The following is a 26,161-nucleotide window of genomic DNA, read 5'->3' as shown; positions in this document are numbered from 1 at the left end:
GGAGAGTAGGACGCCGCCGAACAATTTTTAGCCTCAACCCCCGGACCTTGTCCGGGGGTTGAGGCATTTTTGCGTTCTAAGCTGGGCGCATGCGCTACGACCTGGTGATCTTCGACAACGACGGTGTGCTCGTGGACAGCGAGCCGATTTCCAACACGCTGTTGGCCGGCTATCTGACGGAGCTCGGGCATCCCACCACGTACGAGGATTCCGTGCGCGACTACATGGGGTCCGCCATGCACCGTATTCACGAGCTCGTCGAGGAGCGGAGCGGGCAGCGGTTGCCGGCCGGGTTCGACGAGACGTTCCATGCGCGGGTCTTCGCCGCCTTCCAGGCCGAGCTCGAGGCCGTGCCAGGGGCTGGGGAGGTGCTCAAGCAGCTTGCCGAGGCGGGGGTTCCGTACTGTGTGGCCTCCTCGGGGAGTCATGAGCGGATCCGGGTGGGGCACCGGAAGACCGGGCTCGACGCCTGGTTCCCGGACGAGCTCGTCTTCAGCGCCGAGGACGTCGGCCGGGGGAAGCCGGCGCCCGATCTGTTCCTCCATGCCGCCTCGCGGATGGGGGTGGCGCCCGAGCGGTGCGTGGTGGTCGAGGACAGTCGGCTCGGGGTGCAGGCGGCCGTGGCGGCCGGGATGGACGTGTACGGGTTCACCGCGATGACGCCCGAGGAGAAGCTTGCGGGCGCCAAGGGGTTCTTCGGGGCCATGGACGAGCTGCCGGCGATATTCGGACTGTGATCCATCTACCCCCGGGTAGGTTCCGGCCGTACGCTGTGCCGCCATGACGGATGCGCGGTTGAGGCGTGGGCGGGGATCCCTGGCGGTCAGCTTTTTCGTGCAGGGGGTGACCTTCGCCCTGCTCGTGACCCGAATACCGGCGATCCAGGACCGGTACGGGATCTCGGACGCGCTGCTGCCGGCCTTCCTCGCCGCCGTGCCGATCCTGGCCGGTGTCGCGAGTGTGATGACCGAGAAGGTCGTCGCCCGGGTGGGGCCCGCGGTGGTGCTGCGGTGGACCCAGCCGTTCGTGCTTCTCGCGCTGCTTGCCGTGGGAGTAGGGGACCAGCTGTGGCACGCGGCCCTGGCGCTTGGGCTCTTCGGGCTCGCGGTGGGGGCGCTCGACGCCTCCATGAACATGCTGGGGGTCAGCCTCCAGCGGGCGTACGGGCGGAGCATCATGCTCGGCTTCCACGCCTCGTACAGCCTCGGCGGGATCGCGGGGGCCTCGCTGGCCTGGGTGGGGGCGCACTGGCATCTGTCGCTCTTCGTGTCCTATCTGCCGGTGGTGGCGGTGCTGCTGCCCCTCGCCTTCGTCGTGAGCCGGTGGTACGTGGCCGGGGGCGAGGGGGCCGAGGCCGGAACGGAGGCGGGGGACAGCAAGGGGAGCGGTGTCGCCTTCAAGCTGTTGCTGCCGCTCTGTCTGGTGATGACCTTCGCGTACATCGGGGACTCGACCGTCTCCAACTGGAGTGCCAAGTACCTCCAGGACGTGCTGGGAAGCTCGGAGGAGCTGGCGACCGTGCCGTACAACGCGTACATGGTGACGACCCTGCTCGGGCGGGCCGTGGGGGACTTCGGGGTGCGGCGGTTCGGGGCGGCGACGGTCGTGCGGGCCGGCGCCGTGCTGGGGGCGCTGGGGTTCGCGGTGGTGGCGGTGTCGCCGGGGGCCTGGGTGGGGATCGCCGGGTTCACGGTGCTGGGGCTCGGGCTGAGTGTGATCGTGCCGCAGACCTTCGCGGCGGCCGGGCGGTTGGCTTTCGAACGTCACGGTCCCGGAGCGAGCGACGCGGCGGTGGCGCGGCTCAATGTCTTCAACTACGTCGGGTTCCTGATCGGCTCTCCGCTGGTGGGGGCGCTGGGGGACGCGTGGAGCTACCGGGGGGCCATGCTCGTGCCGATGGTGCTTGTCCTGGTGACGGTGGTGTATGCCACGTCGTTCGGTTCGCGACCGGCCCGATACGGTGGCGGGCATGAGCGGCCGCGCACTGTTGATGTGGGATGAAGCTGTCACGCAGTACGACTTCGGGTCCGAGCATCCGATGGATCCGGTACGGCTCGCGCTGACGATGTCGTTGGTGCGGGCGTACGGGCTCGACCGGGCTGTGGACGTGGTCGCGGCGAAGCCGGCCGGGGACTCGACGCTGCGTCTCGTCCACCGTGAGGACTATGTGGCGGCGGTACGGGCGGCGTCGGCCGATCCGCGACACGCCGACCAGTCGTACGGGCTCGGCACGGTCGACGATCCGGCGTTCGCCGGGATGCACGAGGCGTCGGCGCTGATCGCAGGGCAGTCGGTGGGCGCGGCGGAGGCGGTGTGGCGGGGGGAGGCCGCACACGCGGTGAACTTCGCGGGCGGTCTGCACCACGCGATGCCGGGGGGCGCTTCGGGGTTCTGTATCTACAACGACGCGTCCCTGGCGATCGCGCGGCTGCTCGAGCTGGGCGCGGAGCGGGTCGCGTACGTGGATGTGGACGTGCATCACGGGGACGGGGTGCAGGCGGCGTTCTGGGAGGACCCCCGGGTGCTGACGGTGTCGCTGCACGAGCATCCCAGGACGCTGTTCCCGCAGACGGGCTGGCCGGAGGAGACCGGGGCGGCCGGGCCCGGCGAGGGTGGGGCCGTGAACGTGGCGCTGCCGGCCGGGACGGGGGACGCGGGGTGGCTGCGGGCGTTCCACGCGGTCGTACCGGAGCTGCTCGCGGACTTCCGGCCGCAGGTTCTCGTCACGCAGCACGGGGCGGACACGCATTTCGAGGATCCGCTGGCCCATCTCGCGGTGTCGCTCGACGCGCAGCGGGCGGTGCAGGAGGCCTGTCACGAGCTGGCGCACGAGTACGCGGAGGGGCGCTGGCTGGCCCTGGGCGGTGGCGGATACGCGGTGGTCGACGTCGTACCGCGGTCGTGGACGCATCTGGTGGGGATCGCGGCGCACGCCCCGGTGGATCCGGAGTCGGTGATCCCGTCGTCCTGGCGGGACGAGGTGTACGCGCGGACCCGGCAGCCGGGGCCCGGGCGGATGACGGACGGGCTGTGGCCGGTGGGCTTCCGGGACTGGTCCGAGGGTTACGACCCGGCGGACCGGCTGGATCAGGCGGTGCTCGCGACCCGGAAGGCGGCTTTTCCGCTGCGGGGGATGCTCGCTTAGACCTCGCCCGGAACGTTCTGGCGGGCGTTACGCCGACTGTGGGGTGTCCCGGGGGTTTCGGCTCCGGGGAGGGGGTGTTCCGGCAGCATCGGGAGGGTGTTGAGTACCGGGGCGCTGCGGGCGCATCTGTTGGCGGCGGGGTTGGCGGGAACGGTGGCGACGTCGCGGGAGGAGAGCCTGCGGAGCTATCGGCTCTTCGCGGCGAGGGATCCGCGGGTGCTTCTTGGACTCGATCCCACCTGGGGGTGGGGTGAGTCCGATCTGCTGCGGCTGATGGCCGACAAGTGCGGGGTGTCGGACGATCCTGCGCATCGGTCGGGGCCCGACGTCATCGATCCCGAGCGGACGCTGAGGGGGCTCGACGCCTTCGCGGCGCGTTTGGGTGCGGCGGCCGCGCGGCGGGTTCCGGTGCTCCTCGGGACGGGTCATCCGCACCGTCTGCTCGGTTTCTACGTCGCTCTCGCAGACGCCTTGTCGGCGGCGGGATGTCTTGTTCTCACACCGGCGCAGGGGCGATGTGTCGACATAACGACCCGGTTCGGCGTACGTACGTACCTCATCGACTACGTACGGGGGGTCGCACTGGTGCGAGAGCCGGGGCCGTCGGGGGGTGGGCGCGAGCCGGGGGCGCACTCCCACTCTCCGCTGCCGGTTAGGGCGGCTCTGGAGAGTGCCGCCGAGGCCGGCGGGCCGCTGCCGGAACTCGTCGTCGGCGACCACGGCTGGGTCTGCGGTGCTGGTCAGCTGGGTATTGAGGCCATCGGTCTCGCCGATACGGATGATCCGGCGCTGTTCGTCGGTGAGGCGGAGGGGCAGGTGTCGGTGGCCGTTCCGCTTGATGACGGCGTGCGCTCCGACTACTACCGTCCGCTGACGCGCTATGTACTCAATCGAGCGTGTCTGTCACGGTAAACGGCAGGTGGTAGCTCCTCTTCCCCACTCGTACCACCCGCCCCTAGTCTGGAGCGTGAGCGCTCGGCGACGAAGAGTCACCGGAGGGGAAGCCGGTGGGCGTCGCGGCGGAAGGTACAGGTGGGTCATGGCTGCTGGCGAACGACCTCTCAACGAGGTCAAGTTTCTGACCGTGGCGGAAGTCGCCTCGGTGATGCGCGTGTCCAAGATGACCGTGTACCGCTTGGTGCACAGCGGTCATCTGCCGGCGATCCGGGTGGGCAGGTCCTTCCGGGTGCCGGAACAGGCGGTTCACGAGTACCTGCGGGAGTCCTTCGTGGGGGTGGGGACCGCGTAGCGCGAGCGCGGCGACGACGCCGGGAAAGCTCCGTATGTCCCTCGGATTACAAGCGCGGTGCTCGGGACGGTAGGCTAGGCCGACGTAGGTCGTGTGGGCCCAGACGCCCCGCACCGATCCCCGCCGGGAGGCGGGGATGTTCCGAGAAGTGAGCGAGGGTAGTCGTGGGCTCTGTTATCAAGAAGCGGCGTAAGCGGATGGCCAAGAAGAAGCACCGCAAGCTGCTCAAGCGCACGCGCGTTCAGCGTCGCAACAAGAAGTAAGGCGACAGCTGCTTCGCAGCGTTCAGTGCGTCAGACGTGGCCCTTCACCGTTCGCGGTGGAGGGCCACGTTTTATTTGCGCGGAAATCTCGAGGCGCTACGGTGGCGACCAACGGAAGACGGACGGAAGGCGCTGATCTTGGGCAAGGTCGTGCTCGTCACCGGTGCCGCCCGGCATCTCGGGGGCCGCTTCGTGCGGCGGATCCAGCGGGATCCGGAGGTGGACCGGGTGATCGCGGTGGACGCGGTCGACCCGGCGCACCAGCTCGGCGCCGCCGAGTTCGTACGGGCGGACATCCGCCGGCCGGAGATCGCGAAGGTTCTCGCCGAGCACGACGTCGACACGGTGGTCCATCTGGACGTCACCGGTACGGCGCTCGGCGGTGGTGGCCGTACGTCGGTCAAGGAGACCAACGTCATCGGCACGATGCAGCTGCTCGGCGCCTGCCAGAAGTCGCCGCGGATCAGCCGGCTCGTGATCAAGTCCAGTACCAGTGTCTACGGCTCCGCTCCCCGCGACCCGGCCGTCTTCACCGAGACGACGGCCGCGAAGTCGCTGCCCAGCGGGGGCTTCGCGAAGGACGCCGTCGAGGTCGAGGGGTACGTGCGGGGGTTCGCCCGGCGCCGCCCGGACGTGGCCGTGTGCGTGCTGCGGTTCGCGAACATCCTCGGGCCCCGGATCGACTCGCCGCTCGCCGAGTACCTCGCGCTGCCGGTGCTGCCGACCGTCCTCGGCTACGACCCGCGGCTGCAGTTCGTCCACGAGGACGACGTCATCGACGTGCTGCGCCTGGCGGCGCACGAACCCCGCAGGGCCACCCTGAACAGCGGCACCTTCAACGTCGCCGGCGACGGGGTGCTCCTGCTCTCGCAGTGCGCGCGGCGGCTCGGGCGGCCCACCGTGCCGGTGCTGCTGCCGGCCGTGACCTGGGTGGGGACGGCGCTGCGGACCGTCGGGATCACCGACTTCGCTCCGGAGCAGATCCGGCTGCTCACCCACGGCCGGGTCGTGTCGACGGTGCAGACGCGTGAGGTCCTCGGCTTCTCGCCGCGCTACACCACGGCGGAGGCCCTCGCGGACTTCGCGCGGGGCCGGGGGCCGGGGCTGCTGCCGCCGGAGATGCTGGCGGGGGCGGTGGACCGGATCGCGGGGCGGCTGGGTTCGTCGGCCGCGCGGCCGGGCGACCCCGTGCCCGCCGTATCCCCTGCGCACGATGTGCGCTCTGTTCACTCTGTTCACGACGGCGCCTGAGGAGACCGGACAGCGATGGCGGACGCCAAGGTCATTCCGTTCGACGACGACCGGTCGCGGGCCCGGCGACGGCCCGGCGGCCGAGCCGACGGCGAGGCGGCGGCCGTACGGGCCCTGCCGGGGCCGCAGCAGGGCCCTCAGGAGCCGGAGGAGGGCCGGGAGGGTCCGGCTCCCGGCACGGCCGGGGAGGCCGCTGGCGGCGACGTGGGGGCCGGCGGAGAGACCGCCGCCGGAGCCGAGGCGGGGGCCGGCGGCTGGGAGCGGCGGCTCGCGGGCGGGCTCGCGTTTCTGCGGCGCCGGATCACCGGCGACTACGAGGTCGACGAGTTCGGCTACGACGAGGAGCTCACCGACCAGGTCCTGATGTCGCTGCTCCGCCCGCTGTACGAGAAGTACTTCCGGGTCGAGGTGAAGGGCGTCGAGAACATCCCGGCCGAGGGCGGGGCGCTCATCGTCGCCAACCACTCGGGGACCCTGCCGCTGGACGGGCTGATGATGCAGGTCGCCGTCCACGACCACCATCCGGCCGGGCGGCATCTGCGGCTGCTCGCCGCCGATCTGGTCTTCGTGCTGCCGGTCGTCAACGAGCTGGCCCGCAAGGCGGGGCACACCCTGGCCTGTGCGGAGGACGCGGAGCGGCTGCTGCGCTCCGGTGAGATCGTCGGCGTGATGCCGGAGGGCTTCAAGGGGATCGGGAAGCCCTTCGGGGAGCGGTACAAGCTCCAGCGGTTCGGGCGGGGCGGCTTCGTGTCGACGGCGCTGCGGGCCGGGGTGCCGATCGTGCCCTGCTCGATCGTCGGGGCCGAGGAGATATACCCGATGGTGGGGAACGCCAAGACGCTGGCGCGGGTGCTCGGCTTCCCGTACTTCCCGCTCACCCCGACCTTCCCCTGGCTGGGGCCGCTCGGGGCGCTGCCGCTGCCGACGAAGTGGACGATCCAGTTCGGTGAGCCGATCCCGACGGATTCGTACGCTCCGGAGGCGGCGGAGGACCCGATGCTGATGTTCAACCTGACGGATCAGGTGCGGGAGCAGATCCAGCACACGCTCTACAAGTTGCTGGTGCAGCGGCGGTCGGTCTTCTTCTGAGCCGGGGACCGCTGAGGTTCGGAGCACGGAAAAAGGGGCGCCCCCCGTCCGTGGGGGCGCCCCTTCTTCTTGCTAGCGAGCGTCCTCGCTGTCGATGCCGAGGCCTGGAAGCAGGCCCGGCAGGATGGGCGGAATGGTGACGTCCGGCATCTCGGGTGGGGTCTGACCGTCCGTGGGGGCGGTCGGTGTGCCCGTCGGGGAGACGGGGGGCTTGAGCAGCCCGCCGGTGCTGCCACCGAGGAGACCGTCGTCCTCCGGTGGTTCGGTGCCGCTGTCGGCGCTCGGGCTGGTGCCCGTGCTGGGGCCCGACGGGCGGGGCGGTGCGGAGTGGCTGCCCGAGGGCGGGACCTCGTGGGTGGACGGCGGACGCTGGGTGTCCGTGCCCTGGGAGGTCTGTGGCGTGCTCGGGCGGCCGCCGGGGCTTTCCGTGCCGACCGCGCCCCTCTCGGGGGTGCGGGGGAGCACCGACTGGAGGGGCCCGACCTCTTCGTCCATGGCGTCGAAGACGTGCGTGACCTCGCTGCCCACGTCCGACAACTGGACGGGGAGTCGGTCGCGGAGGCCGTTCCAGGTGTCCCGGTGGGCCTGGGCGAAGGAGTTGAGCCGGGCCATCGGGGCGATCTCGCCGTCCCGTTCGTACGCCTGGCGGAGGAGCCGGTGGCCCTCGGTGGCGTCGTGCTTCATCCCGCCCAGGACCCGGCGGATCTCGGTGAGCGACTCGTGGTCGAGGTCGCCGATGCGGCCGCGCTCCATGAGTCTGCGGGCCTCGCTGAGCCGGGTGGACGCCTGGTCGAGGTAGATGCCGCCGCGGTCCGCGTCGTCGTCCGCCATGCCCAGCTTGATGTCTTCCATGCCTCGCTTGAGCCCGTAGAGCGAGTCACCGGGGAGCGCGTCGGAGCTGGCAGCCGCGACGCCGCCGAAGGCGCCCGCCGCCACACCGACCGTGAGGCCGCCGGCGGCGAGGCCCTTGGACCAGCGGGAGCGGGGCCGTAGCTTCCGCAGTGGGGACGCCCGGTGGGCGCCCTTGCCGCCGGCGGTGCGCTGCTCGGGCACCGTGGGGGCTCCGGCCGCGCTCCCTTCCATGAGCATCGCTTCCATGGCGGCGACGAGCTGGGCCCGCTGCACCACCTTGACCTCGGGATCCAGCTGTGGCTTCGGCAGTTCGCCGAGGCCACTCGCCGCGGCCAACAGCCGCCCCTGTTCGGCCGGTTCTGCCGGAGTCTCCGGCTGATCGGCCGCCGCGCCCTCGGACTCCCGGTCCTCCAGGGCCTGGGCGAAGGCGTTCGCCCGCCGGTGCGCCGATACGTTCGCGATCACTGGCGGCACCTCCTCTCGTCATGACGGTCGACTCCCCGGGGTGTCCGGAAGGTTGCACACCTTGAGCGCATCCACACGAAAGAGTGAGTGGCTGCGGACATGGCGTGTCCACAGGGAGCCTGCATCCCGCACAACGAGCGGCGCGGCACTTGGGTTACGCGCGAAAGATGATCGGACCAGTGCGTCATCGAGGCGTCACCGACTGTGAGTTGGGCGGGGGTCGTAGGGATGTGGGGGGAGAGGCGGGGACCGGGGCGCGGTCCGGTCCGCGTGGGCGTGTGTGGGGGGCGCGAACCGGTCAGCGGGCGTCGTCCGGGAGCAGGCGGGCCAGTGTGCGGACGGCCCGGTACTGGAGGGTCTTGATCGCCCCCTCGTTCTTCCCCATGACCCGGGCGGTCTCGGCGACCGAGAGGCCCTGGAGGAAGCGCAGGGTGACGCACTCCTGCTGCTGGGGGTTGAGGCGGCGGACCGCGTCGAGGAGTGCGGCGTTGGAGAGGGACTCCAGGACGGAGTCCTCGGGGCTGCGCTCGACCTCGTTGGCGTCGAGCATCTCGCCGGTGGTCACTTCCAGGCGGAAGCGGCTGGACTTGAAGTGGTCGGCGACCAGGTTCCTGGCGATGGTGACGAGCCAGGCACCGAAGTCGCGGCCCTGCCAGGTGAAGGTGGAGATCCGGCGCAGGGCGCGCAGGAACGTCTCACTTGTGAGGTCCTCCGCCGTCGCCTTCCCGCCGACGCGGTAGTAGATGTAGCGGTAGACGGTGTCGCTGTACTGGTCGTACAGCCGGCCGAAGGCCTCGGCCTCGCCCGCCTGGGCGCGCTCGACGAGGTCCATCATGCGGGCGCTGTCGCTGTCGGCGGTGGGGCGGCGGGGGGTGGTGGTCGAGGTTCCGGACCGGGCACCGCGTCTGCCCACGGCGGCGCCACCGTCGGCCAGGGCATAGCAAGGGCCGGCGGGTGCCGGTGCGGCGAAGGCGAAGGCGGGGACGGGGCCGGCGTACGCGGTGGGGACGAAGCCGCGCAAACGGTCGATGACCGTTGCGCGCAGCGTAGCCAGGCCCGAGGTGTCAACCCCGACGTGTGGGTACACGGGACTCCCAGAGGCAGAGCTTCCATCACGTGCAGTGCGGGACCGTTCACCCGTCGTGGCGACGTGAGGGGTCCTTTGTGCGTCCCAGGAGAATAACGCTTCGTACAGGCAGCGCTACACCCAGTTGCTCAAATCACCGGTTCCGTCGGTTCTGTTACTGCTTGCAGTCGGAATAAGGTGCGATCGGTGACCGATTGTTGATCGGTTTGCTTCCGAGTGTGACTGCGCAGGCGTTGCGTTGTGCTCAAGTGCGGGACCGGTGAGTGATCGGGGCCGCTGCGGGGTAAGGAGCCCCGAATGCCTGGGAGTCGACCTGTGCGGTGGTGTTCGACCACGGACGGGTGAGGGCGCCTGGTCCGGGGTTGTCGCAGATGATCGCAGCCGAAACGTATCGGCAGACCGCTCCGGCGCACCGGGAGAGAAGGGTGGAGCCGGGCCTCAGTGGCGGCGGCGGTGCAGGGCGACCGCGGCCGCCGTGCCGCCGGCCAGGGCGCCCAGGCCCGCGGCGGCGGGGATGCCGACCTTCGCGGCCTTGCGGCCGGTCCGGTAGTCGCGCAGTCGCCAGTCCCGGGCCTTCGCGTGCTTGCGGAGCTTGGTGTCCGGGTTGATCGCGTACGGGTGGCCGACGAGCGAGAGCATCGGGATGTCGTTGTGCGAGTCGCTGTAGGCGGCGCAGCGGCTCAGGTCGAGGCCCTCGGCGGCGGCGAGGGCCCGTACCGCCTCGGCCTTCGCCGGGCCGTGCAGGGGCTCGCCGACCAGCTTGCCCGTGTAGACGCCGTCGACGGACTCGGCGACCGTGCCGAGCGCGCCGGTCAGACCGAGCCTGCGGGCGATGATCATGGCCGTCTCGACCGGGGCGGCGGTGACCAGCCAGACCTTCTGGCCCGCGTCCAGGTGCGCCTGGGCGAGGTCGCGGGTGCCGGGCCAGATGCGGTCGGCCATGTACTCGTCGTAGATCTCCTCGCCGATCGACATCAGCTCGGAGACGCGGTGGCCCTTGACGATGGACAGGGCGCTGTCGCGGGCCTCCTGGATGTGCTCGGGGTCCTCGACGCCGGCGATCCGGAACCAGGCCTGTGCCCAGGCGAAGCGGGCGAGTTCACGGCGCTGGAAGAACTTCCGCTTGTACAGGCCGCGGCCGAAGTGGAAGATCGACGCGCCCTGCATCACGGTGTTGTCGAGATCGAAGAACGCGGCCGCCCGTACGTCGCCGACGACCGGGAACTCGGGCTCGGCCGGGGCCTCGGCCTCCGTGGGTTCCTGGGCCGCCGACTCCTCCCGCTCCCGTTCCAGCTGGAGCGAGGACTTGCGCGCTGCCTCGGCAGCGGCCTCGCCTGCGAGCACGCTGCGCGCGGTGGCGGAGCGCCTACGGGGGGTGAGCCATCCCAGAGCGGCCATGCCGTGAGCATAGCCAGTCTGTTCGGTACTTCCCGACTTGTGACGATGCCGCGGCGTGAACACTGCGGGGCTCCCCTGTTAATCGGGGACAGAATGGACGTCATGTTCGGACGGACGAAGAAGAAGACGGACGCCGGGTCGCGCACCGTGACGCTGATCGGCAAGCCGGGCTGCCATCTCTGCGACGACGCCCGCGCGGTGATCGAGGCCGTGTGCGCGGAGACGGGGGCGCGCTGGGAGGAGAAGGACATCACCCGGGACGAGGAGCTCCACCGGGCGTACTGGGAGCAGATCCCCGTCGTCCTGGTCGACGGCGAGCAGCACACCTTCTGGCGCGTCGACGCCGGGCGGCTCCGGCGCGAACTGGGTGCGTGACCGAAAGACGGCTACCATCATGGACGTTTTGTTGGGCTTCGGGGGCGGTGTCGTGAGGAGTGTGTGCGGTTTTGCCCCCTTCGGGTTCTCAACGCGCTGACACGCCGCGCGGTTCCGTGACGATACGAACCAGCCGCGTGACCCCGGTCACTTTGGCCGGACAAAACGGACACCATCTTTGTGCACGCGTTCACAAAGACATAGCCTGCATTCGACGGGGCGGTCTTGGGACATATGGCCGCCTGCAGCCCCGCTCATCCCGCAGGAGCACCGTGGCAACTGGCCGAACTCACCGACCGGCGACCCGTAGCCGAGGAATTCCCGAGGCCACCGTCGCCCGGCTTCCGCTGTATCTGCGCGCACTCACCGCGCTCTCGGAGCGCTCCGTACCCACGGTCTCCTCCGAAGAGCTCGCCGCCGCGGCGGGGGTCAACTCCGCGAAGCTGCGCAAGGACTTCAGCTACCTGGGTTCCTACGGCACCCGCGGGGTCGGCTACGACGTCGAGTACCTCGTCTACCAGATCTCCCGCGAGCTGGGGCTCACCCAGGACTGGCCGGTCGTCATCGTCGGTATCGGAAACCTCGGTGCCGCGCTCGCCGGCTACGGCGGTTTCGCCTCCCGCGGCTTCCGCGTCGCCGCGCTGATCGACGCCGACCCCGCCATGACCGGCAAGCCGGTCGCCGGGATCCCCGTCCAGCACAGCGACGACCTCGAGAAGATCATCGAGGAGGACGGCGTCTCCATCGGCGTCATCGCGACCCCGGCCGGCGTCGCCCAGCAGGTCTGCGACCGGCTCGTGGCCGCCGGAGTCACCTCCATCCTGAACTTCGCCCCGACCGTGCTCTCCGTGCCCGACGGCGTGGACGTACGCAAGGTCGACCTCTCCATCGAGCTGCAGATCCTCGCCTTCCACGAGCAGCGCAAGGCAGGCGAGGAGTCGAACGCCGAGGCCGACGCCGCCGCCGAGGCGGAGACCGCCACGGCCGTCGCACCGCCGGCCCCCCGTGGCGCGACGGGCGGCAACCGCAAGGGACCCGACGGGGACGTCCCCGCCGTGATGCCGGCATGAGTCTTCTCGTCGTCGGCCTCAGCCACCGCAGCGCCCCCGTCTCCATCCTGGAGCGGGCGGCACTCGCGGCGGACACCCAGGCCAAGCTCCTCCAGGACACCCTCGCCGCCGAACCGGCCGCCGAGGGCACCGTCCTTGCCACCTGCAACCGCATCGAGCTCTACGCCGACGTGGACAAGTTCCACGCCGGTGTCGCCGAGCTGTCCACGCTGCTCGCGCAGCACAGCGGCGTCGGCCTGGACGAGCTCACCCCCTATCTCTACGTGCACTACGAGGACCGGGCCGTCCACCACCTCTTCTCGGTGGCCTGCGGGCTCGACTCGATGGTCGTCGGCGAGGGCCAGATCCTCGGCCAGATCAAGGACGCCCTCGCCCTCGGCCAGGAGCTGCACACTGCCGGCCGCCTCCTCAACGACCTGTTCCAGCAGGCCCTGAGGGTCGGCAAGCGTGCCCACAGCGAGACCGGGATCGACCGGGCCGGGCAGTCGCTCGTCACCTTCGGCCTTGAGCAGCTCGCCGACGGCACCGACGTCGACACCTGGGCCACGGGCAAGAAGGCACTCGTCATCGGCGCCGGCTCGATGTCCTCGCTCGCCGCCGCCACGCTCGCGCGTTCCGGCGTCTCCGAGATCGTCATCGCCAACCGCACCCTGGCCCGTGCCGAGCGACTCGCGCAGATCCTGAACGAGCCCGGGGGCACCCCCAGAGGCAGCTCCGGGGAAGGTGCGGGAGTGGCCGCGCACGCGGTCGAGATGGTTGCCGTCGGCGACGAACTGACACGTGCCGACGTCGTCGTCTCCTGCACCGGCGCCACCGGACTCGTCCTCACCGGGGACGACATCGAGACCGCCGTCCAGGGCCGCCGCACCCCGCTCGCCCTGCTCGACCTCGCCATGCCCCGCGACATCGACGCCGCCGCCCACCGCATCCCCGGTGTCCGGCTCGTCGACATCGAGTCGCTCGCCGAGGCCTCCGCCGACGCGCCCATGGCCGCCGACGTCGACCAGGTGCGCGGCATCGTCTCCGACGAGGTCGCGGCCTTCGGCGCCGCCCAGCGCGCCGCCCACATCACCCCCACCGTCGTCGCCCTGCGCACCATGGCCGCCGACGTGGTGGCCGGCGAGGTCGCCCGGCTCGAGGGCCGGCTGCCCGGCCTCGACGACAAGCAGCGCGCCGAGATCACCCAGACCGTGCGCCGCGTGGTCGACAAGCTCCTGCACGCGCCGACCGTGCGGGTCAAGCAGCTGGCGAGCGAGCCCGGCGGCGCCGGGTACGCGGACGCGCTGCGGACACTCTTCGACCTCGACCCGGAGACGGTGGCTTCTGTCAGCCGGGCCGACCTGAATGACGCCGACGTCAAGAACCGAGGGCGAGTATGACCGAGAGGGCACTGAGGCTCGGGACCAGGCGCAGCAAGCTCGCCATGGCCCAGTCCGGGCATGTGGCCGACGCCGTCCGGCAGCTGACCGGCCGGCCCGTCGAGCTCGTGGAGATCACGACGTACGGGGACACCTCCCGGGAGCACCTCGCGCAGATCGGCGGCACCGGCGTCTTCGTCGCCGCCCTGCGTGACGCGCTGCTCGCGGACGAGGTGGACTTCGCCGTCCACTCCCTGAAGGACCTGCCGACCGCGCAGCACCCGGACCTGGTGCTGGCCGCGATCCCGGAGCGCGAGGACCCGCGCGACGTGCTGATCGCCCGCGACGGGCTGACGCTGGACCGGCTGCCCAAGGGCGCCCGGGTCGGCACCGGCTCTCCGCGGCGCATGGCCCAGCTCCACGCGTACGCGCGCAGTCACGGCCTGGAGATCACCTGCGTCCCGATCCGGGGCAACATCGACACCCGGGTCGGCTACGTACGCAGCGGGGAACTGGACGCGGTGGTTCTCGCCGCGGCAGGCCTCAACCGCATCGGCGGGACGGCGGAGCTCACCGGCTCCCTGTCGCTCGACCACCTGTCGGTCGACTCCGTCCTGCCCGCCCCCGGCCAGGGGGCCCTGGCGATCGAGTGCCTGGCGTCGAACGCCGAACTCGTCACCGCGCTCGCCGAGCTCGACGACCCGCTCACCCGGGCCGCCGTGACCGCCGAGCGATCCCTGCTCGCCGCCCTGGAGGCCGGCTGCTCCGCACCCGTGGGTGCGCTGGCCGACCTGCTGGCCGACGACCCCGGTCACGGGCAGGTTGTCACCGAGATGCGCCTGCGCGGCGTCGTCGGCACCACCGACGGCTCGACGCTGGTGCAGCTGTCCACCACCGGACCCGTACCCACCTCGCACGACGAGGCCATGGCGCTCGGACGCGAACTCGCGGACGAGATGCTCGCCAAGGGTGCGGCCGGTCTTATGGGGGAGCGAGCACTTTGAACCCCACCAGCCCGACCACCAGCCCGCTGTCCCCGGCCTTCGCGGGCCATGGACACGTCACATTCCTCGGCGCAGGCCCCGGTGACCCCGGACTCCTGACCCTCAGGGCCGTGGAGGCCCTCGCCGGAGCGGATGTCCTGATCGCCGAGCCGGAGGTGCTCGAGGTCGTTCGCGGCCACGCGCGCGCGGGGGTGAGCACGCCGGAGCTGACGGTTGTTGACGAGGCGTCAACAACCGCCGGTGTCCCCGTGTTGAGGGACGCGGCCAATCTTGTCATGGAGGCCGCGAGGGGCGGCAGGCGGGTCGTCCGTGCGGTGACCGGCGACCCCGGCCTCGACGGCAACGCGGGAGCCGAGATGCTCGTCTGCGCCGCCGAGGGCATCCCCTTCGAGGTCGTCCCCGGCGTCGCCACGGCCGTCGGCGTACCCGCGTACGCCGGTGTCCCGCTCCGCGACGCCCAGGGCACCGACGTGCGTTTCGTCGACGCCCGCACCGCCGACGAGCGGTGCTGGACCGAGGTCGGCGCCTCCGACGGCACCGTCGTCGTGTCCACCTCGCTCGACTCGGTGGCCGCGGCCGCCGGTGAACTGGTGGCGGCCGGCCGTAAGCCGGACACCCCGCTCACCGTCACCATCGCCGGCACCACCACCCGGCAGCGGACCTGGAACGCGACGCTCGGCACCATCGCCCAGGTCTTCAAGCAGGGCAAGGTCCTCCCCTCGCCCGAGGGCCACCGGCCGGTCATAGCCGTGGTCGGCGAGCGCAGCGCCCCGGCGCAGCGGGACCAGCTGTCGTGGTTCGAGTCGAAGCCGCTCTTCGGCTGGCGGGTGCTCGTGCCGCGTACCAAGGAGCAGGCCGCGTCGCTCTCCGACCAGCTGCGTTCGTACGGCGCGGTGCCCCACGAGGTGCCGACCATCGCCGTCGAGCCGCCGCGCACGCCCCAGCAGATGGAGCGTGCGGTCAAGGGGCTCGTGACCGGGCGCTACGAGTGGATCGCCTTCACGTCGGTCAACGCGGTGAAGGCCGTACGGGAGAAGTTCGAGGAGTACGGGCTCGACGCGCGTGCCTTCGCCGGGATCAAGGTCGCGGCGGTGGGCGAGCAGACGGCCGCGGCGCTGGTCGACTTCGGCGTGAAGCCGGACCTGGTGCCGAGCGGGGAGCAGTCCGCGGCGGGTCTGCTCGAGGACTGGCCGCCGTACGACCCGGTCTTCGACCCGATCGACCGTGTCTTCCTGCCGCGGGCCGACATCGCCACGGAGACGCTGGTCGCGGGCCTGATCGAGCTCGGGTGGGAGGTCGACGACGTCACCGCCTACCGGACCGTACGGGCTTCGCCGCCGCCGGCGGACACGCGTGAGGCGATCAAGGGCGGTGGCTTCGACGCTGTTCTGTTCACCTCTTCGTCGACGGTGCGGAACCTGGTCGGTATCGCAGGGAAGCCGCACAACGTGACCGTCATCGCGTGCATCGGTCCCGCCACGGCGAAGACCGCCGAGGAGCACGGGCTGCGGGTGGACGTGCTGTCGCCCGAGCCGTCGGTGCACAAGCTGGCGGAGGCGCTGGCGGACTTCGGGCTACGGCGACGGGAGGCCGCGCTGGAGGCGGGGGATCCTGTTACTCGGCCCAGTGAGCGGCGGCCGGGTGCGCGGAGGCGTCGGACGACGTAGCGGGTTCTTGGGGTGCGGGTCCTTGATGGGGCCCGCGCCCTTTTCCGTTGTGGGCGACTGTTCCGCCGAGGCGGAGCCCGCCCGCCGTCGCCCGTTGTGGGCATCTGTTCCTTGCCCAGACTCTGTCCGGCAGACCCCCAGGGGCGGTGCCCGCCCGCTGGGCGCGCGCCCCCGCTCCGCCGCCCCCGTTGTGGGCGACTGTTCCTCCCCCAGACTCCGTCCGGGGGGAACCCCAGGGGCGGAACGGGTGGGCACAACGGAACGGCGCTCCTTGCCGGGGCCAGGCTCCCTGCGCCTTGACCCGCACCCTTGTGCACCGTGCTTGGTGGTGCGGGTCCAGGCACGAGGGGCGGAGGCGCCGCCGAGCGCGCCGTCCCGTGTGCCCACCCGTCCCGCCCTGCGGGACGATTGCCCACACGGGGGTGGGCGGGGTGGCGGGCGCCGCCCGTGCGGGTGGGCACCGCCCCTGCGGGGCGATTGCCCACGCCGAGGGTGGCGAGGGCGGCGGCTTGGCCCCGTGGGGGTGGGCTGGTGAGGCAACATCGTGTCGGTAAAAGCACTCTTTGGGCGGGCGTAGCCTCGGGGCTATGAACTCGTACGGATCCTTTCCCGGGGCGCGGCCGCGGCGGCTGCGGACGACGCCCGCCATGCGGCGGATGGTGGCCGAGACGCGGCTGCATCCCGCCGATCTGATCCTTCCCGCGTTCGTGCGCGAGGGGATCACCGAGCCCGTGCCGATCCAGGCCATGCCCGGCGTCGTCCAGCACACCCGCGACACCCTGCGGAAGGCCGCGGCCGAGGCGGTGGAGGCCGGGGTCTCCGGGATCATGCTCTTCGGCGTGCCCGAGGACGAGAAGAAGGACGCGGCGGGGACGGCCGGGACCGACCCCGACGGGATCCTCCAGGTCGCCATCCGGGACGTCCGCGCCGAGGTCGGCGACGAGCTCGTGATCATGTCCGATCTCTGTCTCGACGAGTACACCGACCACGGCCACTGCGGCGTCCTCGACGCCGACGGCCGCGTCGACAACGACGCCACGCTGGAACGTTACGCCGAGATGGCCCAGGTCCAGGCGGACGCCGGCGTCCACGTCGTCGGCCCCTCCGGGATGATGGACGGCCAGGTCGGCGTCGTCCGGGACGCCCTGGACACCATCGGCAAGGAGGACGTGTCGATCCTCGCCTACACCGCGAAGTACTCCTCCGCCTTCTACGGCCCCTTCCGCGAGGCCGTCGGCTCCTCCCTCCGGGGCGACCGCAAGACCTACCAGCAGGACCCCGCCAACCTGCGGGAGTCCCTGCGCGAGCTCGCCCTCGACCTGGAGGAGGGCGCCGACATGGTGATGGTCAAGCCCGCGGGGCCGTACCTCGACGTGGTCGCCAAGGTCGCCGAGTCCGTGGAGGTGCCCGTCGCCGCGTACCAGATCAGTGGCGAGTACTCGATGGTCGAGGCCGCCGCCGAGAAGGGCTGGATCGACCGCGACCGGGCGATCTTCGAGACGCTGACCGGCATCCGGCGGGCCGGCGCGCAGATGATCCTCACCTACTGGGCCACCGAGGTCGCCCAGAAGCTGTCCGACGCGCGCGGCTAGTCCCACCAGAAGGTCCAGACGGGGCTGTCCAGCAGCCCCGTCCGTGCGTACGCGCGCAGCCCGCCGTGGCTGCCCTGGCCGACGTTGTCCGGGCAGAACGCGAAGTGCTCCGCCGCCAGCGCCTCGGCCTCCTCCAGCGTCCCGGGCGGGGCCGCGACCGAGACCACCAGCTGGTCGAAGGTGAGCGCGACGACACGCGCTCCGAAGCGGTCCTCCCAGGACCGCAGCACCGCACACAGCCGGGCCACGTCGTTCTCGTGGTTCAGCGGCCCGGTCCAGCCGATCACCGCCGGTATGTCCGCGCTGCGCCGTGCCGGAACCAGGGCCGGGCGGGCGTCCTCCAGCCAGAAGCCCGGTTCCGTCAGCATCTCGGCGACGGCGGCCGCCGCCTCGTCGGGGTCCGCGTCGCACGGCTGCGCCGGGGCCAGGCCCGGCCAGTCGGCGCTTCCCGGTATCTCCTCGGACGCGTTCGCGTCCCAGAACTCGGCGAGGACCTCGTCGGCCTCGTGATCGGCCGGGTCGCTCATCCGCTCCGGCATCAGCTCCCACCGGTCCAGGCTCCAGTCACCGCCCAGCAGCACCGGCAGCAGCCCCGCCGTGCGGGCCGCCGGGCGCAGCGCACCCCACGCGGAGGGGCCCGCCGCGCCGTGTCCCGACCAGATGTACGGGGCGTCCGCCGGGCCGGTGAGGGCGCCGGGCGGCAGGTCGAGGCCGAGGGACCGGCCGGTCGGATCGGCTGCGAGCCGGGGCAGCTGGTTCGGGATCATCGCCATGCGGAGAACGTACGGGGCGCCACTGACAACGGAGCGAGTGGTGGTGCGGCACGCGTCGGCGCACCCTGGAGGGGTAGCCGACAGGTACCTCGCTGGAGGTGGTCCTCATGATGCACACGCTTGTCGGATGGCATGTGGAGATGGAGTTCCAGGAGGAGGGTGACCGGACGCGGGCGGCGGCCATGGTGCGGCTCACCGACGGCACCGAGTTCCGGGCCCACGGAACGGCCAACCGTCACCCCTCCGACCCGGATCAGCTCAGGGTGGGCGAGGAGATCGCCGGCGCACGCGCGCTGATGGACCTCGCCTCCCAGCTGCTCCAGAAGGCCCACACGGAGATCGACGAGGTCTCGGGCCGGACCTCGCACACCCTCCGTTGACGACGAAGCCCCCGGCACGGTGTTCCGTGACGGGGGCTTCGCCTCGATGCCGCTTCGGGGCCGTCAGAGACGCTCGGGCGTCCTGATGCCCAGGAGAGCCATGCCCTGGTGCAGGGTGCGGGCGGTCAGGTCGGAGAGGAAGAGGCGGTTCTCCGCGACGTCCTGCGCCGGCGCGGGCTTGATGACGGGGCACTCCGAGTAGAACGTCGTGAACAGCGACGCCAGCTGGTACAGGTACGCGGCCAGCTTGTGCGGGGCGTACTCCCCGGCCGTCTCGGCGATCACCTCGCCGAACTGGTCCAGGTGCAGGCCGAGCGCGCGCTCGGCCGGGGCCAGCTCCAGCTCCGGGTGGGCGAGCGGCGTGCGGTCGCCGGCCTTCCCGAAGATCGACCTGACCCGCGCGTACGCGTACTGCAGGTACACCGAGGTGTCGCCGTTCAGCGAGACCATCTGGTCCAGGTCGAACTTGTAGTCACGCGCGGCCGATGTCGACAGGTCGGCGTACTTCACCGCGCCGATGCCCACGTACTGGCCGTTCTCGACGATCTCCGACTCGGTCAGGAGCGTCTCGCCGGTCTTCGCGAGGTAGTCGTCCGCCTTCTCGCGCACGACCGTCGTCGCCCGGTCCACGGCCTCGTCCAGCAGGTCCACCAGCCTGACCGTCTCGCCCTCACGGGTCTTGAACGGCTTGCCGTCCTTGCCGAGGACCGTGCCGAAGGCCAGCTGGACCGCCTTCACGTCCTCGTTCAGCCAGCCGGCCCGGCGGGCCGTCTCGAAGACCATCTTGAAGTGCAGCGACTGGCGGGCGTCCACCACGTACAGCAGGGACGTCGCCTTCAGGTTCTGCACGCGGTCGCGGATCGCGGACAGGTCCGTCGCCGCGTAGCCGAAGCCGCCGTCGGACTTCTGGACGATCAGCGGGGTCGGGTTGCCGTCCGGGCCCTTCACGTCGTCGAAGAAGACGCACAGCGCACCCTCGGAGCGGACCGCGACGCCCGACTCCTCGAGGATGCGGCAGGTCTCCACCAGCATGTCGTTGTAGCCGGACTCACCGACGACGTCGCCGTCCCGGATGTCCATGTCGAGCTTGTCGAAGACCGAGTAGAAGTAGATCTTCGACTCGTCGACGAACCGCTGCCACAGGGCGAGGGTCTGCTCGTCGCCGGCCTGGAGATCGACGACGCGCGCGCGGGCCCGCGTCTTGAACTCCTCGTCGGAGTCGAACAGCGCGCGCGAGGCCTTGTAGAGCCGGTTCAGGTTCGACATGGCCTCCTCACCGGAGACCTCGGCGCCGTCCTCGGCCTTGTGGTCCAGCTCGTGCGGGTGCTCGATCAGGAACTGGATGAGCATGCCGAACTGGGTGCCCCAGTCGCCGATGTGGTGGCGACGGACCACGCTCTCGCCGGTGAACTCCAGGATCTCGACCATCGCGGCGCCGATCACGGCGGAGCGCAGGTGCCCGACGTGCATCTCCTTCGCCACGTTCGGCTGGGCGTAGTCGATGACCGTCGTGCCGGCCGACTCGTTGAACGGCACGCCGAGCCGGGCATCGGCCGCGCGGGCCGCCAGGGTCCGCACGATCGCCGCGTCCGTGACCGTGATGTTCAGGAAGCCGGGACCCGAGACCTCGATCTCCTTCAGGACATCGTTCTCCGGGATCGCGGCGACGACCTGGGTCGCCAGCTCACGCGGGTTCCCCTTGAGCTTCTTGGCGAGCGCCAGGATGCCGTTGGCCTGGAAGTCGGCCCGGTCGCTTCGTCGCAGCAGCGGGTCGGCGGACCCGGCGTCCGGCAGAGCCGCCGAGAGGCCGTCCGCGAGGCGCTGCTGCACGGTCGAAGCGAGGGAAGGGACCGAGGCCATGAGCTTCCGTTCCTGTTGAGTTCGGGGAGTTCTGTGCGACCAAATCGCTTGTCAAGTGTCCCATGGGAGCGCAACGTGATTTCCCCGCCTGTGGACAACCACGGGACGCGGACGATCTCCACCTGTGGACAACCTCGGGGAGCACTCTTCCGTCTGGGAGAATGGCTCACGTAGGGCCCTCAGGCAGCACCCCACCCAGGAAGAAGGACGTACCGACCGTGGCTCAGAGCAGCACCGAGACCGACTGGGTCTCCCGTTTCGCGGACGAGGTCATCGCCGAGTCGGAGCGACGTGCGCCTGGCAAACCGGTCGTCGTCGCCTCCGGCCTCTCCCCGTCCGGCCCGATCCACCTGGGCAACCTCCGCGAGGTCATGACCCCGCACCTGGTCGCCGACGAGCTCCGCCGCCGCGGGCACGAGGTCAGGCACCTGATCTCCTGGGACGACTACGACCGCTACCGCAAGGTGCCCAACGGCATCGAGGGCATCGACGCGTCCTGGGCCGAGCACATCGGCAAGCCGCTGACCTCCGTCCCGGCCCCCGCCGGCTCCCCCCACGCCAACTGGGCCGAGCACTTCAAGGCCGCCATGGTCGAGTCCCTTGCCGAACTCGGCGTCGAGTACGACCCGATCAGCCAGACCGAGCAGTACACCGCGGGCACCTACCGCGAGCAGGTCCTGCACGCGATGAGGCACCGCGGCGACATCGACGCCATCCTCGACCAGTACCGGACGAAGAAGACGCCGAAGAAGCAGTCGCAGAAGCCCCTCGACGAGGCCGAGCTGGAGGCGGAGGAAGGCTCCGGCGCGGCGAACGAGGACGACGGCTCCGGCGGCTCCTCGGGCTACTTCCCGTACAAGCCGTACTGCGGGCAGTGCGAGAAGGACCTGACCACGGTCACCTCGTACGACGACGACACCACCGAGCTCGCCTACACCTGCACCAACTGCGGCTTCTCCGAGACCGTGAAGCTGAGCGAGTTCAACCGCGGCAAGCTGGTCTGGAAGGTCGACTGGCCGATGCGCTGGGCGTACGAGGGCGTCATCTTCGAGCCCTCCGGCGTCGACCACTCCTCGCCCGGCTCGTCCTTCGTCGTCGGCGGCCAGATCGTCCGCGAGATCTTCGACGGCGTCCAGCCCATCGGCCCGATGTACGCCTTCGTCGGCATCAGCGGCATGGCCAAGATGTCCTCCTCGCGAGGTGGCGTCCCGACCGCCGCCGACGCACTGAAGATCATGGAAGCGCCGCTGCTGCGCTGGCTGTACGCGCGCCGCCGCCCCAACCAGTCCTTCAAGATCGCCTTCGACCAGGAGATCCAGCGGCTCTACGACGAGTGGGACAAGCTGGAGGCCAAGGTCGCCGACGGCAGCGTGCTGCCCGCCGACGCCGCCGCCCACACCCGCGCCGCCCGCACGGCCGCCGGTGAGCTCCCGCGCACCCCGCGCCCGCTCCCGTACCGCACCCTCGCCTCGGTCATCGACATCACCGCAGGCCACGACGAGCAGACCCTGCGGATCCTGACCGACCTCGACCCCGAGAACCCGGTCGCGTCCCTCGACGAGGTCCGGCCGCGCCTCGACCGCGCCGAGAACTGGATCACCAGCCAGGTCCCGGCCGACCAGCGCACCATCGTCCGCGAGGAACCCGACACCGAGCTCCTCGGCTCCCTGGACGACGAGGGCCACGAGTCGCTCCGCCTGCTCCTGGAAGGCCTCGACAGCCACTGGTCGCTCGACGGGCTCACCACCCTCGTCTACGGCGTCCCGAAGGTCATGGCCGGTCTCGACGCCGAGGCCAAGCCGACGCCCGAGCTGAAGCTCGCGCAGCGCTCGTTCTTCGCCCTGCTCTACAAGCTCCTCGTCAGCCGCGAGACCGGGCCGCGACTGCCCACGCTGCTGCTCGCCGTAGGAGCCGACCGGGTGAGGAAGCTGCTCGGCGCATGAGCACGCGGGTGACCTGAGTACGTGAAGGGGCCGCCGCCCGGATGCCGGGCGGCGGCCCCTTCACGTACTCCCGTGCGGGTCAGGGGGTGCGGTACTCCTGCATGTCCTGCTGGATCCGCTGCTGGACCTCGGGGATCATCCGGTGGAGCAGCTCGGGGTTGCGGAGCTGCTCGACGCCGTAATGATCAGCCACCAGCCGTTCGAGCTCCTGGGTCTCCGGGAAGCGATCGTTCTCCACGGCGTACGCCCAGGTCTGCTTGTAGACGACCTCGCGGAACTCCTCGACCTCCTGCGGCGCCGGCTGCTCCTCGACGTACTCGGGGTACTCGACGAACTCCTCCGGCCCCGGCGGGGGAACGTCCTCAGGGCCGAGCGGCACCGGCACCGGGATCGGCTCCAGGCCGTCGACGATCTGGGGATTGTACGAGCCCTGATAGCCGTCCGGCCGCGCCTGCCCGGCGAACCAGGGGCTCTCCTCAGGGCCCTCCGGCGCATCGGGAACCGGCTGCGGCGCCGGCGCGAGCTGCACCGGCTGCGGCTGCTGGGCCGGCTGCAGAGGCTGCGGCTGCTGCGGCAGCAGCGGCGACGTGCCCTGCGGCTGCGGAGGCAGCACCGCCGGCTCGATGCCGGCCGCCGCGAGACCCGCCGCCGCCGTCTCCGCGAGCGGTACCCCGTACCGCGCGAGACGCAACGGCATCAGCGCCTCCACCGGCGCCTTGCGGCGCCAGCTCCGGCCGAAACGGGCCTGGAGACGCGCCTGGTAGATCAGCCGCTCCTGCTCCAGCTTGATCACCTGCTCGTACGAGCGGAGCTCCCACAGCTTCATCCGGCGCCACAGCCGGAACGTCGGCACCGGGGACAGCAGCCAGCGGGTCAGCCGAACGCCCTCCATGTGCTTGTCCGCCGTGATGTCCGCGATCCGGCCCACCGCGTGCCGGGCGGCCTCGACGGCCACCACGAACAGGATCGGGATCACCGCGTGCATCCCGACACCCAGCGGGTCGGGCCAGGCGGCCGCGCCGTTGAACGCGATCGTCGCCGCCGTCAGCACCCACGCGGTCTGCCGCAGCAGCGGAAACGGGATCCGCAGCCACGTCAGCAGCAGATCCAGGGCGAGCAGCACACAGATGCCCGCGTCGATACCGATCGGGAAGAAGTACGAGAAGGTGCCGAAGCCCTTCTGCACGGCGAGCTCGCGCACGGCGGCGTACGAACCCGCGAAACCGATCCCCGCGATGATCAACGCACCGGCGATGACGAGGCCGATGAGTATCCGGTGTGTGCGTGTCAGCTGCATCGCGGCCACCCGCGATCCCCTCCCCGTCAATCGACATCTCGCGCGCACAGACTGGCACATGTGCGCGAAGCCCGGCCCCCGGGGGAGGGACGGGCTCCGCATCGACGTGCCACTCTGCGCTGGTTTGCGACTGGTTGTCGGACTTCGCCAGCGCCTACTTGTTCGCGGCGGCGACCGCGGCGACGGCCTCCTTGGCCGCCTTCACCGCACCACTCATGACCGTCTGGTCCGACGGCGTGGCCGCACCCGCGTACCCGGCGCCGTTGTACGAGAGCAGCACCAGCACATTGCCCGTGCGCGCCACGATCGAGCCGTAGACGAAGTCCTCGTCGGTCTTGCGCAGCTGGTACGCGACGGACTTCGCCTCGTCACCGATGCCCGTCGCCGTGGCGGTGCGGAGCTTCTTCGCGCCCGGCGTCTCCTCGATCTTGGCGAGCTCCTTCGCCAGGTTCTCCTGCGCGCGCTCCTGACCGCTCCCGAGCGCGGTGTCCGACTCGTACCGGTAGAAGGACACGTCGAGCCAGCGGTACTGCGAACCCTTCACGCCCTTGTCGTCCAGACCGTTCCACGAGCAGCCGCTCCGGCTGCCGAGGTCGCTGGAGACGGCCGGCGTGCCGTTCTTGGTCTTCGCCTTGGGCACCAGCGAGGACGTCGTCTTCGCGACGATCGCCTTGCAGGCCTCGGGCAGCTTCGCGAACTTCGCCGGCTCGACCGTCTTCGTCGTCTGCGAGGGCGAGGGAGTGGCGGAGGCCGACGAGGCCGCCTTGTCCTTCGAACCCGTCGAGCCGGACCCGCCGTCGCCGGAGTCCGAGGAACAGCCTGCGACGACGAGCATCACCGGGACGGCGGCGCAGGCGAGTATGCGGGTGAGTCGCGGGGCTGTTCGCTGCATGGTTCCTTCAGTCGCTTGTCGTACGGTCCGGCCGGTACGCCGACACGTTACGTGGTGTCCGTCCGCTCGCGGAGCGGGTGCGGACGGCTACTCCTCCAGGCGCTCGGCGAGCAGCCGGGCCAGGTTCCGGGCCCTTTCCTGCAGCTCCGTGCTGTCGGGGGCCTCGGCCGAACCGGTCGTCTGCTCCCGGTAGGAGACGGTCACGATGACGTTGGATGTGCGGAACACCACGCTGACGGCACGCTGATGGCCGTTCGCGCCGACCGAACTGAGGGTGTCGTCGAGGTACGCGATGTTCCCGAGGCCTTCGAGGACACGGGGTTCGAGGCCGGTGGGGGAGGGGTTCGACGGGGTGGCTCCGGAGGAGGGCGCGGTGGCGCCGGCGGAGGGCTTCCCCGACGGGGCGCCGGCGGCGTCGCCGGCCTTGGTGGCACCCGCCGTCGTGGCCGCCGGCGGGGTCGCGCCCTGTGTCGCGCCCGGGGGCCGGCCGGTCGTCGTCGGGGTGCCGGACGTCGCCGGGATCGACGGCGTCGTCGTCGCGGTCGGGGCGGTGGTCGGCGGCGCGGTCGGGGGCAGCGGGATGCCCGCCGCGAGCTGCTTGCGGACGTACACCTCCTGCGCCCGGTCCTCGTCGCTGACGGCGGTGTCGTACGAGACCACCCGCTCGATGTCGAGCACCAGCCGGTGCGAGATGTCCGGGGTGTCGGCCTTCCAGGTGCAGCCGACCCGCCGGTCGGTGTCGTACGTCACGGAGGCGACGCCACGGTACGCCTTGCTGCGCTCGGCGTCGCCGAGGGCGGCGGCGCCGGGGAGCAGGTCCTTGAGCGTCGCCTGGGGGACGGCGCCGCAGGGCTCGAAGAGCGTGCGGTAGCGGCCCGGGGGGGCGACGGGCGCGGCGGGGCCGGCCTTGGCGTCGACGGCGATGTCGTCGGCCGGGGTGCTGGACGAGCAGCCCGTGAGGCCGATTCCGAGGCCGAGGCCGAGTGTGAGGACGACGGCGGTGCGAGCCGTGGACCCGGTGCGGCCGGGGGTGTACCTCTTTCGCTGCACGCTCCCAGGCTCCCTTCTCCCGAGGTCTTTCCCGAAAACTGTTTGCCGCGCGAACCCGGCCGATGGACACAATGTCTATCGCACACGCAGCTGTTGATGCC

General features: G+C 71.1%; 24 protein-coding genes. 16 read left to right on the top strand and 8 right to left on the bottom strand.

Features of this window, described 5'->3' with window-relative positions; genetic code table 11:
• Positions 1-89: 89 nt before the first annotated feature.
• From E0F75_RS36130 to E0F75_RS36095, 8 genes are all read left to right on the top strand, one after another.
• Positions 90-737, top strand: coding sequence for an HAD family phosphatase (locus tag E0F75_RS36130; RefSeq protein WP_229315206.1), 648 nt, complete (start codon positions 90-92; stop codon positions 735-737).
• Positions 738-780: 43 nt separating this feature from the next.
• The gene (locus E0F75_RS36125) at positions 781-2,001 is read left to right on the top strand and encodes an MFS transporter (RefSeq protein ID WP_229315205.1); all 1,221 of its coding nucleotides are present in this window, start codon (positions 781-783) and stop codon (positions 1,999-2,001) included.
• Positions 1,970-3,145, top strand: coding sequence for an acetoin utilization protein AcuC (locus E0F75_RS36120; RefSeq protein WP_229315204.1), 1,176 nt, complete (start codon positions 1,970-1,972; stop codon positions 3,143-3,145). The genes E0F75_RS36125 and E0F75_RS36120 overlap by 32 nt, the downstream gene beginning before the upstream one ends.
• Before the next feature lie 96 nt (positions 3,146-3,241).
• Positions 3,242-4,057: a phosphatase gene (locus tag E0F75_RS36115; RefSeq protein WP_229315203.1), complete on the top strand. Its 816-nt coding sequence runs from the start codon at positions 3,242-3,244 to the stop codon at positions 4,055-4,057.
• Positions 4,058-4,184: 127 nt separating this feature from the next.
• The gene (locus E0F75_RS36110) at positions 4,185-4,394 is read left to right on the top strand and encodes a helix-turn-helix domain-containing protein (protein WP_015034391.1); all 210 of its coding nucleotides are present in this window, start codon (positions 4,185-4,187) and stop codon (positions 4,392-4,394) included.
• Between the two features lie 164 nt (positions 4,395-4,558).
• Positions 4,559-4,657, top strand: coding sequence for a 30S ribosomal protein bS22 (locus tag E0F75_RS36105; RefSeq protein WP_003948845.1), 99 nt, complete (start codon positions 4,559-4,561; stop codon positions 4,655-4,657).
• Between the two features lie 138 nt (positions 4,658-4,795).
• Complete coding sequence (locus tag E0F75_RS36100; protein WP_229315202.1) at positions 4,796-5,908, top strand: NAD-dependent epimerase/dehydratase family protein; 1,113 nt, start codon at positions 4,796-4,798, stop codon at positions 5,906-5,908.
• A gap of 15 nt (positions 5,909-5,923) precedes the next feature.
• Positions 5,924-6,997 (top strand): lysophospholipid acyltransferase family protein, encoded by a 1,074-nt coding sequence (locus E0F75_RS36095; protein ID WP_229315201.1) that lies wholly within the window; start codon positions 5,924-5,926, stop codon positions 6,995-6,997.
• A gap of 72 nt (positions 6,998-7,069) precedes the next feature.
• On the opposite strand, the gene E0F75_RS36090 is transcribed toward E0F75_RS36095, so the two are convergent.
• From E0F75_RS36090 to E0F75_RS36080, 3 genes are all read right to left on the bottom strand, one after another.
• Positions 7,070-8,314: a DUF5667 domain-containing protein gene (locus tag E0F75_RS36090; RefSeq protein ID WP_229315200.1), complete on the bottom strand. Its 1,245-nt coding sequence runs from the start codon at positions 8,312-8,314 to the stop codon at positions 7,070-7,072.
• A 298-nt stretch (positions 8,315-8,612) separates the two neighbouring features.
• Positions 8,613-9,401, bottom strand: a complete 789-nt coding sequence (locus E0F75_RS36085) for an ECF subfamily RNA polymerase sigma factor, BldN family (protein WP_229315199.1) — start codon at positions 9,399-9,401, stop codon at positions 8,613-8,615.
• 438 nt (positions 9,402-9,839) lie between these two features.
• Complete coding sequence (locus tag E0F75_RS36080) at positions 9,840-10,799, bottom strand: HAD family phosphatase (RefSeq protein WP_229315198.1); 960 nt, start codon at positions 10,797-10,799, stop codon at positions 9,840-9,842.
• A gap of 93 nt (positions 10,800-10,892) precedes the next feature.
• Here E0F75_RS36080 and E0F75_RS36075 point away from each other — a divergent pair, with 93 nt between their 5' ends.
• The 6 genes from E0F75_RS36075 to hemB all read left to right on the top strand — a co-directional run bounded on the left by E0F75_RS36075 (position 10,893) and on the right by hemB (position 17,865).
• On the top strand, positions 10,893-11,174 hold the full coding sequence (locus tag E0F75_RS36075; protein WP_055599622.1) for a glutaredoxin family protein: 282 nt from the start codon (positions 10,893-10,895) through the stop codon (positions 11,172-11,174).
• Between the two features lie 272 nt (positions 11,175-11,446).
• The gene (locus E0F75_RS36070; protein WP_229315197.1) at positions 11,447-12,244 is read left to right on the top strand and encodes a redox-sensing transcriptional repressor Rex; all 798 of its coding nucleotides are present in this window, start codon (positions 11,447-11,449) and stop codon (positions 12,242-12,244) included.
• Positions 12,241-13,623 (top strand): glutamyl-tRNA reductase, encoded by a 1,383-nt coding sequence (locus E0F75_RS36065; protein ID WP_229315196.1) that lies wholly within the window; start codon positions 12,241-12,243, stop codon positions 13,621-13,623. The genes E0F75_RS36070 and E0F75_RS36065 overlap by 4 nt, the downstream gene beginning before the upstream one ends.
• A complete protein-coding gene (gene hemC / locus E0F75_RS36060; protein WP_229315195.1) occupies positions 13,620-14,606 on the top strand; it encodes a hydroxymethylbilane synthase in 987 nt (328 codons plus the stop codon). Before E0F75_RS36065 ends, hemC begins: the two co-directional genes overlap by 4 nt.
• A complete protein-coding gene (locus E0F75_RS36055; RefSeq protein WP_030324274.1) occupies positions 14,603-16,273 on the top strand; it encodes a uroporphyrinogen-III synthase in 1,671 nt (556 codons plus the stop codon). Before hemC ends, E0F75_RS36055 begins: the two co-directional genes overlap by 4 nt.
• Before the next feature lie 587 nt (positions 16,274-16,860).
• Positions 16,861-17,865 (top strand): porphobilinogen synthase, encoded by a 1,005-nt coding sequence (gene hemB, locus E0F75_RS36050; RefSeq protein ID WP_229315194.1) that lies wholly within the window; start codon positions 16,861-16,863, stop codon positions 17,863-17,865.
• On the opposite strand, the gene E0F75_RS36045 is transcribed toward hemB, so the two are convergent.
• A complete protein-coding gene (locus tag E0F75_RS36045; protein ID WP_229315193.1) occupies positions 17,862-18,638 on the bottom strand; it encodes a DUF4253 domain-containing protein in 777 nt (258 codons plus the stop codon). The two genes, hemB and E0F75_RS36045, sit on opposite strands and share 4 nt — an antisense overlap.
• A gap of 110 nt (positions 18,639-18,748) precedes the next feature.
• Between E0F75_RS36045 and E0F75_RS36040 the strand changes: the two genes are divergently transcribed.
• Complete coding sequence (locus E0F75_RS36040; protein ID WP_229315212.1) at positions 18,749-19,018, top strand: DUF1876 domain-containing protein; 270 nt, start codon at positions 18,749-18,751, stop codon at positions 19,016-19,018.
• 63 nt (positions 19,019-19,081) lie between these two features.
• On the opposite strand, the gene argS is transcribed toward E0F75_RS36040, so the two are convergent.
• Positions 19,082-20,878: an arginine--tRNA ligase gene (gene argS, locus E0F75_RS36035; protein WP_229315192.1), complete on the bottom strand. Its 1,797-nt coding sequence runs from the start codon at positions 20,876-20,878 to the stop codon at positions 19,082-19,084.
• A 161-nt stretch (positions 20,879-21,039) separates the two neighbouring features.
• Between argS and lysS the strand changes: the two genes are divergently transcribed.
• Positions 21,040-22,821, top strand: coding sequence for a lysine--tRNA ligase (gene lysS / locus E0F75_RS36030; protein ID WP_229315191.1), 1,782 nt, complete (start codon positions 21,040-21,042; stop codon positions 22,819-22,821).
• Positions 22,822-22,900: 79 nt separating this feature from the next.
• Here the strand turns inward: lysS and E0F75_RS36025 are convergent, their stop codons facing one another.
• From E0F75_RS36025 to E0F75_RS36015, 3 genes are all read right to left on the bottom strand, one after another.
• A complete protein-coding gene (locus tag E0F75_RS36025; RefSeq protein WP_229315190.1) occupies positions 22,901-24,118 on the bottom strand; it encodes a DUF2637 domain-containing protein in 1,218 nt (405 codons plus the stop codon).
• A 154-nt stretch (positions 24,119-24,272) separates the two neighbouring features.
• Positions 24,273-25,010: a DUF3558 domain-containing protein gene (locus E0F75_RS36020; protein WP_229315189.1), complete on the bottom strand. Its 738-nt coding sequence runs from the start codon at positions 25,008-25,010 to the stop codon at positions 24,273-24,275.
• Between the two features lie 87 nt (positions 25,011-25,097).
• Entirely contained in the window at positions 25,098-26,060 is a 963-nt protein-coding gene (locus E0F75_RS36015; RefSeq protein ID WP_229315188.1) for a DUF3558 domain-containing protein, read from the bottom strand.
• Between the last annotated feature and the right edge of the window lie 101 nt (positions 26,061-26,161).

It is taken from the genome of Streptomyces sp. CB02980 (assembly GCF_014451325.2).
Classification (GTDB): Bacteria; Actinomycetota; Actinomycetes; order Streptomycetales; family Streptomycetaceae; genus Streptomyces.
The sequence above is the reverse complement of the archived record's forward strand: the minus strand, read 5'-3'. Positions and strand labels throughout refer to the sequence as shown.

Coding starts and splice junctions, on each gene's coding strand:
- E0F75_RS36130 (WP_229315206.1), top strand. CDS start 90: ATGCGCTACGACCTGGTGATCTTCGACAACGACGGTGTGCTCGTGGAC.
- E0F75_RS36065 (WP_229315196.1), top strand. CDS start 12,241: ATGAGTCTTCTCGTCGTCGGCCTCAGCCACCGCAGCGCCCCCGTCTCC.
- E0F75_RS36025 (WP_229315190.1), bottom strand. CDS start 24,118: ATGCAGCTGACACGCACACACCGGATACTCATCGGCCTCGTCATCGCC.
- E0F75_RS36020 (WP_229315189.1), bottom strand. CDS start 25,010: ATGCAGCGAACAGCCCCGCGACTCACCCGCATACTCGCCTGCGCCGCC.
- argS (WP_229315192.1), bottom strand. CDS start 20,878: ATGGCCTCGGTCCCTTCCCTCGCTTCGACCGTGCAGCAGCGCCTCGCG.
- hemC (WP_229315195.1), top strand. CDS start 13,620: ATGACCGAGAGGGCACTGAGGCTCGGGACCAGGCGCAGCAAGCTCGCC.
- E0F75_RS36040 (WP_229315212.1), top strand. CDS start 18,749: ATGCACACGCTTGTCGGATGGCATGTGGAGATGGAGTTCCAGGAGGAG.
- E0F75_RS36075 (WP_055599622.1), top strand. CDS start 10,893: ATGGACGTCATGTTCGGACGGACGAAGAAGAAGACGGACGCCGGGTCG.
- hemB (WP_229315194.1), top strand. CDS start 16,861: ATGAACTCGTACGGATCCTTTCCCGGGGCGCGGCCGCGGCGGCTGCGG.
- E0F75_RS36120 (WP_229315204.1), top strand. CDS start 1,970: ATGAGCGGCCGCGCACTGTTGATGTGGGATGAAGCTGTCACGCAGTAC.
- E0F75_RS36045 (WP_229315193.1), bottom strand. CDS start 18,638: ATGGCGATGATCCCGAACCAGCTGCCCCGGCTCGCAGCCGATCCGACC.
- E0F75_RS36095 (WP_229315201.1), top strand. CDS start 5,924: ATGGCGGACGCCAAGGTCATTCCGTTCGACGACGACCGGTCGCGGGCC.
- E0F75_RS36110 (WP_015034391.1), top strand. CDS start 4,185: ATGGCTGCTGGCGAACGACCTCTCAACGAGGTCAAGTTTCTGACCGTG.
- E0F75_RS36080 (WP_229315198.1), bottom strand. CDS start 10,799: ATGGCCGCTCTGGGATGGCTCACCCCCCGTAGGCGCTCCGCCACCGCG.
- E0F75_RS36125 (WP_229315205.1), top strand. CDS start 781: ATGACGGATGCGCGGTTGAGGCGTGGGCGGGGATCCCTGGCGGTCAGC.
- lysS (WP_229315191.1), top strand. CDS start 21,040: ATGGCTCACGTAGGGCCCTCAGGCAGCACCCCACCCAGGAAGAAGGAC.